The organism is Flagellimonas hadalis (assembly GCF_007785775.2).
Taxonomy (GTDB): Bacteria; Bacteroidota; Bacteroidia; order Flavobacteriales; family Flavobacteriaceae; genus Flagellimonas; species Flagellimonas hadalis.
On record NZ_VNIK02000004.1, the window covers coordinates 96,025 to 109,505 of the forward strand.

Consider the following 13,481-nt stretch of genomic DNA (forward strand, 5'->3'; position numbering starts at 1 on the left):
TAACAAAAAAGGTTGTAAGTAACCTATTGTTTACAATTCGTTGTATAAAACTTCTTGTATGCACTTTTGATATATGTCGAAACGTGACCGAAAAAAAGAAATCCCAGCTTTTTGTGTTGAATTGGGAAAACACCTCAGGGCATTAAGGGCTGAAAATGGGTTGAGTATTGAAGAAATTGCTTTCAAAGCAGGGATTGATGCTCAGAACCTACGTAAGTATGAGTTGGGAAAGCAGGAAATGAAGGTTTCCATGCTAAAGAGAATAGCTGATGCTTTTGGAATAACTACTTCAGAGTTGCTGTCTTTTGATAACTAATTTCCAAAACCGTAAAAGATTTCAATTGATAATTAACTTTATCCAAATTAGGAAGACTTTACTTCATCATCATTGATTTTATCTGAGTTGTAACCCTTTATTTTCATAGTTTCTTCTAATTTTTTAATCTGAGACTTTAAACTTTTTACTTCGTAATCCATTTTAAGATCAATCTTACTTTGCACCTTAATATACCAATGACGAAAACCTCTAATAGCAAGTATAGTACCCAAAATCATAAGTATACAACAAACAAGGATTAGTAATTTTAAAATTTTCCCCCTCTGATTTATTTTTAATTCATAAAAATTAAGGTCTATGTTGCTTATGGAAAGCTTACGCAAGGTTTTCTCGTTCTCTTTTGTTAGTTCAGCTAATTCTTTGAAAGTTTTAAGGTTGGGAAATATATCCTCACGATACTTGTATCTGAACTCCATATAATCTCTATAATTTGGATCTTTCGAAAGATCAAGGCGTTTATGAAGCTTTTCATGAGCATTTAAGTTTATGAAATCATTATCACCATCTAAACCATCGTATTTCATGAAACTATCAAGTTCTTTTACTTGACTCTTAAGTAAATCAATTTCTTTACTGAGCCATTCTTGATCCTGTAATAAATGTCTCATTTGTAAAATTTCTATTGATTCCTTTTTTTCCAAATCATTGATATCATCCAAATATTCAACTCCCTGTAGGGATAAAAACACTACGGCAAATAAAAAGATAAACACACCTGAGATAGCTTCGAATTTATAAAGGTTATCGGTAGGAAGGTTTGGAATTGAAATTGGACTCATTTACTAAATTTTATCTTTTAAAAGTAAAAAACCTTTATGATTAAAATGTCTTAGTTGTCAAAAGATGCAGTTTTAATTACTATGGAGTTTTATTTAGCTTTTGGAAAGAGATATAGTCTACGGCCTCAAATAAAAGAAACGCCAAATTTGCCAGGTTTTTTGATACATCTATTACTTACCTTCCTTGTGTTCTAACCTCAAACTTCCCACCCCCTATCAAATCAAAGAGATTGTTTTTGATTTTTGAAAATCCACAGTTTTAAATAATTTCATTGCAAACAATGATTTTTGATGCATAAAAAACCTTCAAAAAAAAGAGATGTTAAGTATCCAGTGGCATTTGATTTACTTAATGAAGAACTGGTTGATATAGGATGCTTAAGTGAAAAGAATAAGTCTAATATAATTTGTCCTGAATGTAGTGGAAGATTTATTGCCGTGATTAACCATGCGACACCACACTTTAAACATTATGGGGATTTTGAGTGTTTGGGGACTGTCGAATCCTATATTCATAAGATTGTTAAGGAGCTACTAAAAAAGGTATCTGATTTTGAACTTCCAGAACTACTAATAGAAGACTTGCCAGAAGAGTATTTACGGAATTTTTGGCAAATGCGAAGCAAGCTTCTTGACGCAAATATACCCTTAAATCAACAAAGGGAATTTATCAATGGATTAAAGAAAAACTTGACTGAGGTTAAAAAAGTCATAATTGATAATGTTGAAATTGAAAAGACAATAAAAACCTCTAAAGGGGATATAAGAGTTGATGTTGTTGCTCATATAGGGAACAAAATCCTTTTTATTGAACCATATTACTCAAATAGGATAAATGAGGACAAGAAGGAAAAAATTAGGTTGACAAATATTCCAACCTTGTCCATAAGCCTTAAAGAATTTATTATGCTCGTAGGTTTCAACTTTCGATTGTCGGATTTGAAAAAATGGCTATTTATTGATAATAGTAAAAATTGGATTTATTTAAACGATGAACTTTATCAGAAACACATAAATAGTTATAAGGAATACCTTTGGAGTGAAATACAGAAGCAAAAGCGTAGGATAATTTTAAATGAAATTTTCCTTTTAAAAAAGGAAAATGTTGAAAAAGAGAAGTATTTAAAAGATTTGAAAACGAAATTCAAAGCCGTAAAATCAGAAATTTCAGATGCATTAAAACAAATTGATAGGCTGAGCAAGGATTTGGAAGACTTCAAGTAATGTTCAGGAATTACATTAATAAGACACCCTGCGTAGTATCCATAAAAACAAAAAACCCACAAACTATGTTTGCGGGTTTTTTTGTGGTACCTCCAGGGTATTACCTCGGCAAAAAACTATGTTTTTTGCAAAGCATGTAGCCCTCGACTATCAGTAAAATCAAAAAAACTACTCTAAATACGCCTTTAAATATTCAATTTTAGTCGAGCTCCTCAATCGGGCCAAAGCCTTTATTTTTAATTGCCTGACCCTTTCGGTGGTTAGATCAAGGTCATATGCGATCTGTTCCAGTCCCTGCGAATCTTCCTCCCCTATTCCGAAAAACCTTTTTATCACGTATGCTTCCCGGTAGGACAGGACATCCAAAACACCATTGATCTCATTTTTCAATGATCCGTGAATCAAGTTTTGCTCGGGGCTGTCAAAACTATTCGACTTCATTATATCGTGCAGGTTCTGTTCATTTTCCCCAGGCTGAAATGATTCATCCATCGAAATGGGCCAAGAAGAATGGTTCAAACAGATTTGGATTTCCTTTAGTGAAAAATCGACCATTTCAGAAACCTCTTCTGCCGTGGGTGGTCTTTCGTTCGTTTGTTCAAACTGTGATGTTGCCGTGTTGATTTTATTGATGACATTTATCTTGTTCAAGGGCAACCGCACCATTCTGGATTTTTCCGTCAATGCTTGAATGATTCCTTGACGAATCCACCAAACCGCATAGGAAATAAACTTAAAACCTCTGGTTTCATCAAACTTTGATGCAGCCTTTACCAATCCAAGATTGCCCTCATTGATCAAATCATGGAGATTGAGACCACGTGATTGGTACTGCTTGGCCACAGATATAACGAACCTCAGGTTGGCTTTTACCAATTTTTCCAATGCTAGGGTGTCACCATTTCTTATTCGGACAGCAAGGTCAACTTCTTCTTGCTCGGTAATCATGGGGATGCGACTTATATCATTTAGATATTTTGTTAAAGAGGGGCTATCTCTTTTGGTGATCTGTTTGGATATTGTGAGTGATCGCATAGGCTTGGTTTTTAGGATGTTGCCCTAATGTAGATTAGGTTTCCATTTCCCTTTGGATTTTTTCTTGAACCTATTTCGATTTGGTCCAGGGATTTGACCAAGGGGGTCAACTTCCGGAATCCGTAGTTCCTTGGATCAAAATTGGGCTGTTTCTTTTGCAACAACGTCCCTACCTCACCCAAGAAGGCCCAGCCTTCATCATCTTCCACATCTGCAATAGTGGAAAGAATAAGATTGACAACTTTTGGGGTGATTTTGTCAACACTGCTGTTTTTGTCCTTTTTGATCGCCGTTGATTCTTCTGAAGTGTTTTTGTGAAGAATTTCAAGGTATATGAATTTGTCACAGGAAACGATGAACGGGTCTGGTGTCTTTCGTTCACCAATTCCGAATACGGTCATGCCTGCTTCTCTTAACCGTATGGCCAATCTGGTAAAATCACTGTCGCTGGATACCAATGAAAAACCGTTGACCTTCCCGGAATAGAGGATGTCCATTGCATCAATGATCATGGCACTGTCCGTAGCATTCTTTCCCGTGGTGTAGCCATACTGCTGCACTGGTGTAATGGCGTTTTTAAGCAGTACATCCTTCCATTTTGCAAGACTTGGTTTTGTCCAGTCGCCATAAATTCTTTTAATGCTCGGATTTCCATACTTTGCGATCTCTTCCAACATTTCCTTTACATATTTGGAAGGAATATTGTCGCCATCTATGAGGACTGCCAGGTTTAGATCTTTTTCCATTGATTATTCCTCCATCTTTTTGAAATATTCACTTCTATAAACAGCTTTTGCCAATTGCACCCGTTTTACTATGGACTTTTTGGTGAACTCTTCATTATTGCGAATGCGTTTCAATTGTTGAGTGTTTCTCACTTTATTTCGATACCTTTTCAAGGCCCTTTCAATATTCTCACCTGGAACTATCTTCACTATAAGCATTACCGATCATTTTTAGTTATTGAGATGTTTGGACACTAAAAATGGAGTTGACAACAAAATAAAGGACCATTTGAGCAGGGCACTGTGTTCTGGATAACAACTGTAATTTCGCATGAAAGCCCAAGGGCTTTTGAAATTCGAATATTTGTACAAGCGAAAAATAATTAAGAAGTGCCCTATGGATAAAGAGGGGTAGTGATGGGCTGTCTTTTTTATTTAAGGACAGGTATAATTTTCGTCCATTAATTTAATGTGAAGTAAAGGAACGGATTTAAATTGGATTTGAAGTATTTAAAATGAAATAAATGCGCTGGTCGATTTTTAAAAGAAATAGAACAATTGAATTTCATCATAGTAAAGGTTGAAGGTTTTCTTGCCTTGCAAATATCTTTTCAATGGCCCTATTTGCCTGGGAAAGGGGATAATAATTTGCTGGCAACACTGAAAGATTGTCGACCAGAATGTAGACAACAAACAAAAACCCTCGAAAACACTGAGTTATCGAGGGTTTCATGTGGTACCTCCAGGAATCGAACCAGGGACACACGGATTTTCAGTCCGTTGCTCTACCAACTGAGCTAAGGTACCATGCCCTAAAGCGGGTGCAAATATAATTTCAAAAATAGGATATACAAACAAAAACTGGAAAAAAGGCATTGATTTTTTTCCATTTCCCGACCTTTGCCCTATGAATCTGGTCATAGACATTGGCAACACCTTGGTTAAGTATGCAGTTTTTGACAACGGCACGCTCATTTATGACGAAAGCTCGGAGTCGGGACTTTTTTTGTCCAAGGTAAAAGGGCTGTTTGGGAAATTCCCCGAAATCAACCGCTCGCTCATCTCCTCGGTGGGCCGCTTGGAAGGGAAAGAGCGAGACATTGTGGCCCTGTTCTGCAAGGTGCACGTGCTCTCCAACACCTCCAAGGTCCCTTTCAAGAACAGCTATGCCACACCACAGACGCTCGGGGTGGATCGGCTGGCCCTGGCCACGGCGGCCTTTTACCAGAACCCACGTGGAAATACTTTGGTAATCGATGCCGGTACTTGCATCACCTACGACATGGTCAACAATTCTGGGGAATACATCGGCGGGGCCATTTCCCCGGGCGTGCAGATGAGGTACAGGGCCATGCACCAGCAAACGGCAGGTTTGCCATTGCTGCAACCCGAGGACATTTTGGACTTTATCGGCAATTCTACCCAGGCGTGCATGCACAGTGGGGTGGTCAATGGAGTTGCCCAGGAAGTGGATGGCGTTATAGGCCAGTATAGTTCCCGCTTTCAAGATTTAACAGTTATTTTAACAGGGGGTGATGCCCATTTTTTTGCCAAAAGGCTAAAAAACACCATATTTGCGAACCCCAAATTTCTCTTGGTGGGTCTAAATTACTTGCTGGAATACAACAAAAGCTAGATGGTTAAAAAAATATTGATCGCTTTTTTTTGCATGGGCGCCCATGGGCTCTTTGCGCAAAATGCCACCATATCCCCATATTCATATTTTGGAATCGGTGACCTTCGGGACAATGGTTCGGTTGAAAATCAAATGATGGGGGGCGTCAGTATGTACGGCGACAGTATCCATATCAACCTGTCCAACCCCGCTGCCTATTCCAAGTTGAAGCTTACCGCTTACACGGCAGGAATTTCACGAACGGAATATAGATTGAAGGACTGGTCCACCCAGCAGAATACCTCGGTGACGAATTTGGACTATCTCGCCATTGGGTTCCCTGTGGCCAAGAACATGGGAATGGGTTTTGGAATCATGCCGCTGTCATCTGTAGGCTACAACCTTAGGGACGAGACCACCAATGAACAAGGAACGAACGTGATCAATGTCTACAATGGGGAAGGAGGGCTCAACCGGATTTTTGCATCCATTGGTTATGAGCCGATAAAAAACCTTAGTTTGGGGATCACCGCCAATTTCAATTTTGGAACATTGGAGTACCAAAGGGTCCAAAGCGTGGAGGGCGTTCAGTTTGGCACATTGGACAACAGGGAGTCCAGGGTGAACGGTTACGACTTCAATTATGCCCTGAACTACACCCCTACCATCAAGGACAAATACACCCTATATGCCTCCGTGTTGGTGAACACCCAGGGGAATCTGGTTTCTACAAACTCACAGACGCTGGGGTCGTTCTCACTGTCAACGGGGAGCAACATAGAGGTGATCGATGTTGATCTCGATGCCACCAATCTAAGGAACACGGAGCTAAAAATTCCTACTCGCACAACGGTGGGCCTCGGATTGGGCGAGGACAGAAAATGGTTTTTGGGCGGAGAGTACAGCTTTCAGCAGTTCAGTGATTTTGAGAACAGGTTCCTGGGGCTGAGCAATGTCTCTTACAACAATGCAAGTACTATGGCATTTGGAGGCTATTGGATACCCAACTACGGAGCCTTGACCGGCTATTTTAAAAGGGTCACTTATCGTGCTGGTCTGCGTTACGATAGGACCGGCCTAGAGGTGAACAATAAGGAGATAAACAACTTTGGCATAACTTTTGGTCTTGGATTACCGTTGAGCGGCGCGACGCTCGATACCTTCTTCTCCAACCTCAACCTTGGTTTTGAATTGGGAAGAAGGGGGACAACGGACGCAAACCTCATCGAGGAAAGTTATTTGAAGATCAACGTGGGCATATCCCTAAATGATAGATGGTTTAGGAAAACAAAAATAAATTGATAGGCCCTTTTTTTGAAAAAATGATAAATAACCACCCATAAAAAATCTGGTAAGCGGATTTTTTAATGAAAATTTGTACTTTAACCACTTTAAAATTAGTAAGATGAAAAAGAGACACTACTTAACAATGATAACGGTCGTTATGTTGACGGGATTAAGTATGGCCCAGGCACAGAACCCCGAGTGCATGACGAATCTTTCCATTTACGCTGAGCACGCTAAAGTGAAGAACTACGATGCGGCCTACGAACCATGGAAAATGGTGTATGAAACTTGCCCCGATATCAATAGGGCTAACTTTACCTATGGGGAAAAGATACTTGCCCACAAAATCGATAACTCTACCGGTTCGGACAAAGATGGGTACGTACAGGAATTGATGACGTTGCATGACAACAGTCTAAAATATTTCCCCACCAAGTTCACCAAAGCCGGAGTGGCCATAGACAAGGCACTTTTGTTGTACGATAACAAAATGGCCTCCGATGAGCAGATTTTTAATATGTTGGATGCGGCCTATAAAGAGGACAGGGCCAATTTCAAGAACCCTAAGGCACTTTATCTATACTTCTCAAGTTTGGTAGATCTTCATGCGGCAGGAAAAAAGGACCTTCAAGATGTCTTTGATACTTACGATGATGTTACAGAAAAAATCGAGGAAGAAAACAAAGAGTGGACCGATATCGTCACAAAATTGCTTCCTAAGGACTCTTTGGGGACATTGACATCCAAAGAAAAGAGCCAACTAAGAGTGGCCAACACCAACTCAGAGTCCTTTGGTAAAATTGCCAGCAGTATAGACTCCAAATTGGGAAGCCTTGCTGATTGTGATAACCTCATTCCCCTATACGAGAAGAGCTACGAAGCCAAAAAAGGTGACGTAAACTGGGTGAAACGTGCCGTGGGAAGAATGTTCTCCAAAGACTGTATCGATGACCCCATGTTCCAAAAACTGTTCGAGGCCCAATTGGCTTTGGACCCCTCTGCTAGCGCTTACGTTTATGGAGGAACATTGAAACAAAAGGCCGGGGACAACAAAGGAGCCATTGAGGACTTCAACAAAGCTGTGGAATTGGAAACGGATTCCTATAAAAAATCAAACATCCTGTACAAAATTGCTACCACGGTCAGGAGGAGCAGCAAGTCACAGGCAAGGAACTATGCCCTTAAGGCCATAGATGCTGACCCCGCCAACGGAAAAGCATATTTGTTGATCGCCAACCTTTATGCCAGCAGTGCCAACGATTGTGGAAACGATGCCTTTGAAAAAAGGGCCATTTACTGGAAAGCCGCCGAAATGGCCAGAAAAGCAGGAAGGGTAGACCCCGCTCTAAGTGGAACGGCCAGCCAAACAGCGGCCAGCTACGATGCCAAGGCACCTACCAAGGAAATGATCTTTAGTTCTGGCAAGGCCGGACAGACAATCACTTTCAGCTGTTGGGTGGGAGGTAGCGTTAAGGTACCAAGCCTATAGTGTGAAACGAAAATCAAAAAATAGTTTAAGGTGTTTTGCCACGGTATGTACCGTGGCAATCCTTTTTATGTCCTGTGGTGACGACTATGAAAGGGTCGGGGAGGAAGCAGTAAAACCCATTTTTCCACAGGGTGTGGCACAGAATTTCACACTTACCTATACCGAGACCGTTGAGGCCATGAACTCCCAGGATTCAGCACAATCCAGGGTAGTGGCCGTGCTCAGCAGTCCAATTTCAGAGGATTTTGACAACCAAGCCTTTAAATTCCGTACCTTTCCCGAAGGACTCAAAGTGGATTTTTTTGACGATAAAAACCAAAAAAGCGTCATTACGGCGAACTATGGCATTGTCTATTCACAGACCAATTTGATAGATTTGCAAGGAAATGTGGTGATGGAAAGCCATGATGGAAAAAAATTGGAGGCCGATCAATTGTTTTTTGACAGGAAGAACAACTGGATTTTTACAGAGGCATCTTTCCGATATACCAATCCTGAGGATGGGACCATTATGGACGGTGTTGGAATGGATTTCAACAAGGATTTCACCTTTTTAAAGGCCCACAAGACAGATGGTCTTATGATAATTAAAGAAGAAGACGAATGATCAATATTTTAAAGTACACCGAATACCTTTACTTGGCCGTGGCGGTCGTTTCCATCTACAAGATAGTCACGCTCTGGAGCATCGACCCCAAGGAAACCTATATTTTCATCTTCTTCGCAGTAGTTTCCATGGCCATGTTCATCTTTAGGAGAAGATATCGGAAACGTTTTGAACAACGACAAAAGGAAAACCAGAAATAGCCTTGGACACCTCGGTCATCATCATACTCCTTTCCCTATTGTTCTCGGCATTCTTTTCAGGAATGGAGATTGCCTTCATTTCCGCGAACAGGATCCACATCGAAATTGAAAAAAAACAGGAGGGTATCTTGGCAAAGATGCTCACTTGGCTCACGGAAAAGCCATCCAAGTTCATAGCCACCATGCTCATCGGCAACAATATTGCCCTGGTCATCTACGGGATGTTCATGGGAGAACTGCTCATGGACTGGTTCCAAAATTTGGTGCCCACGGGAATTGCTTTTCTGGATGCCCTGTTGACGGATTTCAGCCTGGTTTCCCAGACCGTGATCTCAACATTGATCATCCTGTTCACCGCAGAGTTTTTGCCCAAGGTACTTTTTCAAGTCTATTCCAATACCTTGTTGAAGATTTTGGCGATACCCGCCTATTTCTTCTATGTGCTGTTCTCCATCATATCTTGGTTCGTCATCAAGGTCTCCGATTTTATCCTGCGCGTGTTTTTCAAGACGGAAGGCGATGAGGTACAGCTTTCCTTTACCAAATTGGAACTGGGGGATTACATCACTGAGCATATGGAGACCGTGGAAGAGGAGGACGAGGTGGATTCAGAGATACAGATATTCCAGAACGCGCTCCAGTTTTCCACCGTAAAGGCACGTGAGGTGATGGTGCCAAGGACCGAGATCACCGCTGTGGAGTTGAACGATACTCCAAAAAACCTGACTAAGCTCTTCATCGAGACCGGCTATTCAAAAATTTTGGTCTATAAGGACAGCATAGACGAGATCATAGGGTATGTGCACTCCTACGAACTCTTCAAAAAACCCAAGACCATCAAGAGCATTTTGATGCCTGTGGAATTTGTGCCGGAGACCATGATGATCCAGGACATCCTCAATGTGCTCACCAAAAAGCGGAAGAGCATGGCCGTGGTTTTGGACGAATATGGAGGAACGGCCGGTATCATGACCGTGGAGGACATTATCGAGGAACTTTTCGGTGAGATAGAGGACGAGCACGACACCATTGACTTCCATGAAGAACGCGTCGATGAAAACCTCTATAAGTTCTCTGCCCGGTTGGAAGTGGACTATATCAACGAGAACTACAAACTGGAACTGCCCGAAGGAGAAGAATATGAAACCTTGGGAGGACTCATCGTGAACAAGACGGGGCATATCCCCGAACAGGACACGGAGGTCACCATAGATAATTTCACCTTTCAGATCCTAGAGGTGTCCAATACCAAAATAGACTTGGTGAGCGTGCGGGTCCATACTGAGGATTAATGGTTTCCGCATCTTTTTGCGCTTTCCTATTTGAAAAGAAAGTGGTATTTTCGCCCACTGAATTTAAAGAAAACTAGCAGTATAATGGCAATATTAGAGAATATTAGAAAACGGACCACCGTTCTGATCCTTATCATCGGTTTGGCGTTGTTCGCATTTGTAATATCAGGCGTCTTCAGTAGCAACAACGATTTTACTGGCGGCAAAGTAGGTTCCTCGATCGCCGAGGTAAATGGGGAGGGTATTTCCATTGACGAATTTAGGAACAAAGTGGAGACCGCTTCCAGGAGCTATGGCCCCAACTTCTCTTCCACGCAATTGGTGAACATGGTGTACGATCAAGAAGTGCGCAAAGCCCTTTTGAACCAACAGTTCGAAGATCTGGGCATCGATGTGGAGAGTGATCAGATCATCGAATTTGTACGAACTTCAGGATACGCTCAGATACCCGATTTTCAGGATGATAACGGGATCTTCAATGAAGCAGTTTTCAAAAGTGCCATTGCCGATTGGAGGGCCAACGATCCCCTTCGTTACGATGCTTGGTTGCAGGACGAAAAAGCCATTATAGAGGCGGCCAAGGAGCGTTTGTACTTCAACTTGATCAAAGGAGGCGTTGGCGCCACACTTTCAGAAGGAAAATTTGATTACAAATTGGCCAACGATAAGGTAGATATCCAATATGTACGTGTTCCTTATTCGTCCATAGCGGACAGTACCATAGAAGTTTCCAAGAGCGAAATCGAAAAATACATCAACGACCACAAGAAAAGGTTTGAACAGGACAAAGCGCGCGACATCCGTTTTGTGTATTTCGAGGAAAAGCCATCCGCTGAGGATGTGAACGGTGTAAAAGAGGCCATTACCGCACTTCTTGACGATACCGTGGAGTACTCAAAGGAAACCGATTCCAATGATACCATTGCCGGCTTCAGGAACACTACCGACATGATCGCGTTCTTGGACAGGCATTCAGATGCCAAGTTCGATACCATATACAAAGCAAAAAATGACCTTCCCTCCGTTGCCGCAGATACGTTGATGGCCATGGGAGTGGGAGAGATCTATGGTCCCTACAAAGACGGGGACTTCTTTAAGATATCCAAGGTGATGGACAGGAAGGCCAACGGAACCGTTAAGGCCAGCCATATCTTGATCACTTGGGAAGGTGCGGAACGTGCCAATCCCGCCATTACAAGGACCAAGGAAGAAGCGGAGACCAGGGCCAAGGAACTTTTGGCCGAGGCCAAGAAAGAGGGCACTGCGTTCACGGCTTTGGCCAGGGACAATTCAGACGGCCCTTCAGCGCCACGTGGAGGCGATTTGGGGTACTTTCAAGAAGGAATAATGGCAGATGAGTTCAACGATTTTTGCTTTGGAAACCCAACAGGTACCATAGGATTGGTGGAGACCCAATTCGGATACCACATCATCAAAGTGGATGACAAGCAGGATGTGATCCAGGTAGCGACATTGACAAGGGAAATTGAGCCTTCCGAAGAGACCATCAACACACTCTTTACCGATGCCACCAAGTTTGAGATGGCCGCTTTGGACGCAAAAGCGGAGAACTTTGGGGACATTGCAAGGGAAAGCAACTACACCGTAAGGCCAGTGAACAAGATCAAGGAAATGGACGAGAACCTTCCAGGTCTTGGTTCCCAAAGAAGTATAGTGCAGTGGACATTCAACAAAGACACCAAGGTAGGGGATATCAGACGTTTCAACGTGAACAATGGCTATGCCGTGGTGCAGTTGACCAAAAAGTACGATAAAGGCCTTATGGCCCCTGAGGATGCTTCTGCAACAGCTTTGCCAGAAATACGAAAAGAGCGCAAGGCCGAGCAGATCATGGCGGCCAATAAAGGAAAGGCCATGGATGCCATCGCGTCAAGCAACAATGTGACAACGAGCAATGCATCGGCACTTACCGTAAAGTCCCCCACCTTGCCAGGAGCAGGTAGGGAGCCCATGGTGGTCGGTACCGCATTTGCCTTGGGTGAAGGACAGACTTCCGGATTGATCAAAGGCGAGACCGGTGTCTACATGTTGAAAGTGACCAAAAAAGAACAAGCCCCCAATGTGGAGAACTACAGTACCTATGCCAACAGTTTGCGGGCCAGCACCGCAGCTAAGGTGAGCGGCTCGGTATACAATGCCCTTAAGGACAAGGCAGAGATAGAGGACAACCGCGCAACCTTCTACTAGGATTGTGACAAACAAAATAAAAAGCCCTATTTTTAATAGGGCTTTTTTATGTCGAAGAATTAGCTGTTACCTGCTCTCAGGGTCGTCCCATTTCATTTTATAGCAAATGGAAAGGACTTTTCCATCAGCATCAACAGTGACTTCAAAGCCTTGCTTGGTCCGGAAATAGGCATCCCGAAGAAAATACCACTTGCCGTTGGTAAAAAAGAATTCCCTTTTGTCCGGTTTCCAGGAAGGTAAGGGGTAGGTCAGGTCCAGCATTCCTTGAAAAAAAGGGGCCGTTTGGTCCGTTAGTTTAAAATCTTCCCGGATGTAACTTTGGAATTTTGGCAGGTCGGTGTTTCCGTTGATGCGCTCAAAGCAACTTACCTTTTCTCCATTGTCGATCACAATGAACTTATGTACATCGGATTCTTTTGTCCCATATAGGTTTTTGATTTCTTGGGTGATGTGATACACCTTGTATTTCAGGATTTGTGCAATGGAATCGGCCGGGATTTCCCTGTAGGCCATTTCACAGCTTTCATTCATAAAGGTATCAAGGCGATGGGTGGATGGCACATCCTGTTGGGCAAGGGAAACGAAGGATGATAGAAAAAGCATCCCTAAAAGGGATCTGCACACCAATGATTTATGGATTTGGGTCATATCGATCAATTGGATTGATGGAACGATCAAACATA

Annotated in this window: 14 protein-coding genes and 1 tRNA gene; 9 read left to right on the forward strand and 6 right to left on the reverse strand. The window is 42.3% G+C overall.

The window, feature by feature from the left end:
- Positions 1–73: 73 nt before the first annotated feature.
- On the forward strand, positions 74–316 hold the full coding sequence (locus FOT42_RS08210; protein ID WP_151890092.1) for a helix-turn-helix domain-containing protein: 243 nt from the start codon (positions 74–76) through the stop codon (positions 314–316).
- 47 nt (positions 317–363) lie between these two features.
- On the opposite strand, the gene FOT42_RS08215 is transcribed toward FOT42_RS08210, so the two are convergent.
- Entirely contained in the window at positions 364–1,116 is a 753-nt protein-coding gene (locus tag FOT42_RS08215) for a hypothetical protein (protein ID WP_151890093.1), read from the reverse strand.
- Between the two features lie 288 nt (positions 1,117–1,404).
- Between FOT42_RS08215 and FOT42_RS08220 the strand changes: the two genes are divergently transcribed.
- Entirely contained in the window at positions 1,405–2,340 is a 936-nt protein-coding gene (locus tag FOT42_RS08220) for a hypothetical protein (RefSeq protein WP_151890094.1), read from the forward strand.
- 168 nt (positions 2,341–2,508) lie between these two features.
- Here the strand turns inward: FOT42_RS08220 and FOT42_RS08225 are convergent, their stop codons facing one another.
- The 4 genes from FOT42_RS08225 to FOT42_RS08240 form a co-directional block, all read right to left on the reverse strand.
- Entirely contained in the window at positions 2,509–3,375 is an 867-nt protein-coding gene (locus FOT42_RS08225; RefSeq protein ID WP_151890095.1) for a sigma-70 family RNA polymerase sigma factor, read from the reverse strand.
- 11 nt (positions 3,376–3,386) lie between these two features.
- Positions 3,387–4,121, reverse strand: coding sequence for an NYN domain-containing protein (locus FOT42_RS08230; protein WP_151890096.1), 735 nt, complete (start codon positions 4,119–4,121; stop codon positions 3,387–3,389).
- A gap of 3 nt (positions 4,122–4,124) precedes the next feature.
- Complete coding sequence (locus tag FOT42_RS08235; RefSeq protein ID WP_151890097.1) at positions 4,125–4,319, reverse strand: small ribosomal subunit protein bS21; 195 nt, start codon at positions 4,317–4,319, stop codon at positions 4,125–4,127.
- Between the two features lie 515 nt (positions 4,320–4,834).
- A tRNA-Phe gene (locus FOT42_RS08240) sits at positions 4,835–4,907 on the reverse strand.
- A gap of 100 nt (positions 4,908–5,007) precedes the next feature.
- Here FOT42_RS08240 and FOT42_RS08245 point away from each other — a divergent pair.
- From FOT42_RS08245 to FOT42_RS08275, 7 genes are all read left to right on the forward strand, one after another.
- Positions 5,008–5,736 (forward strand): type III pantothenate kinase, encoded by a 729-nt coding sequence (locus FOT42_RS08245; RefSeq protein WP_151890098.1) that lies wholly within the window; start codon positions 5,008–5,010, stop codon positions 5,734–5,736.
- Complete coding sequence (locus FOT42_RS08250; RefSeq protein ID WP_151890099.1) at positions 5,737–7,017, forward strand: BamG family beta-barrel-assembly machinery protein; 1,281 nt, start codon at positions 5,737–5,739, stop codon at positions 7,015–7,017.
- Positions 7,018–7,120: 103 nt separating this feature from the next.
- Complete coding sequence (locus tag FOT42_RS08255; protein ID WP_151890100.1) at positions 7,121–8,491, forward strand: tetratricopeptide repeat protein; 1,371 nt, start codon at positions 7,121–7,123, stop codon at positions 8,489–8,491.
- Position 8,492: 1 nt separating this feature from the next.
- A complete protein-coding gene (lptC, locus tag FOT42_RS08260) occupies positions 8,493–9,098 on the forward strand; it encodes an LPS export ABC transporter periplasmic protein LptC (RefSeq protein ID WP_151890101.1) in 606 nt (201 codons plus the stop codon).
- A complete protein-coding gene (locus FOT42_RS08265) occupies positions 9,095–9,298 on the forward strand; it encodes a hypothetical protein (protein ID WP_119619894.1) in 204 nt (67 codons plus the stop codon). The genes lptC and FOT42_RS08265 overlap by 4 nt, the downstream gene beginning before the upstream one ends.
- Positions 9,299–9,300: 2 nt before the next feature.
- Positions 9,301–10,590: a hemolysin family protein gene (locus FOT42_RS08270; RefSeq protein ID WP_151890102.1), complete on the forward strand. Its 1,290-nt coding sequence runs from the start codon at positions 9,301–9,303 to the stop codon at positions 10,588–10,590.
- An 84-nt stretch (positions 10,591–10,674) separates the two neighbouring features.
- The gene (locus FOT42_RS08275) at positions 10,675–12,798 is read left to right on the forward strand and encodes a peptidylprolyl isomerase (protein ID WP_151890103.1); all 2,124 of its coding nucleotides are present in this window, start codon (positions 10,675–10,677) and stop codon (positions 12,796–12,798) included.
- Positions 12,799–12,864: 66 nt separating this feature from the next.
- Here the strand turns inward: FOT42_RS08275 and FOT42_RS08280 are convergent, their stop codons facing one another.
- Positions 12,865–13,446 carry a hypothetical protein gene (locus FOT42_RS08280; protein ID WP_151890104.1) on the reverse strand — a complete coding sequence of 194 codons (582 nt, stop codon included), beginning with the start codon at positions 13,444–13,446 and terminating at the stop codon, positions 12,865–12,867.
- Positions 13,447–13,481: the final 35 nt, after the last annotated feature.

Excerpts from the sequence above, each read along its gene's own strand:
- FOT42_RS08250 (WP_151890099.1), top strand. The coding sequence starts at position 5,737 with ATGGTTAAAAAAATATTGATCGCTTTTTTTTGCATGGGCGCCCATGGG.
- FOT42_RS08230 (WP_151890096.1), bottom strand. The coding sequence starts at position 4,121 with ATGGAAAAAGATCTAAACCTGGCAGTCCTCATAGATGGCGACAATATT.
- FOT42_RS08245 (WP_151890098.1), top strand. The coding sequence starts at position 5,008 with ATGAATCTGGTCATAGACATTGGCAACACCTTGGTTAAGTATGCAGTT.
- FOT42_RS08210 (WP_151890092.1), top strand. The coding sequence starts at position 74 with ATGTCGAAACGTGACCGAAAAAAAGAAATCCCAGCTTTTTGTGTTGAA.
- FOT42_RS08265 (WP_119619894.1), top strand. The coding sequence starts at position 9,095 with ATGATCAATATTTTAAAGTACACCGAATACCTTTACTTGGCCGTGGCG.
- FOT42_RS08215 (WP_151890093.1), bottom strand. The coding sequence starts at position 1,116 with ATGAGTCCAATTTCAATTCCAAACCTTCCTACCGATAACCTTTATAAA.
- FOT42_RS08280 (WP_151890104.1), bottom strand. The coding sequence starts at position 13,446 with ATGACCCAAATCCATAAATCATTGGTGTGCAGATCCCTTTTAGGGATG.
- FOT42_RS08255 (WP_151890100.1), top strand. The coding sequence starts at position 7,121 with ATGAAAAAGAGACACTACTTAACAATGATAACGGTCGTTATGTTGACG.
- FOT42_RS08235 (WP_151890097.1), bottom strand. The coding sequence starts at position 4,319 with ATGCTTATAGTGAAGATAGTTCCAGGTGAGAATATTGAAAGGGCCTTG.
- FOT42_RS08225 (WP_151890095.1), bottom strand. The coding sequence starts at position 3,375 with ATGCGATCACTCACAATATCCAAACAGATCACCAAAAGAGATAGCCCC.
- FOT42_RS08275 (WP_151890103.1), top strand. The coding sequence starts at position 10,675 with ATGGCAATATTAGAGAATATTAGAAAACGGACCACCGTTCTGATCCTT.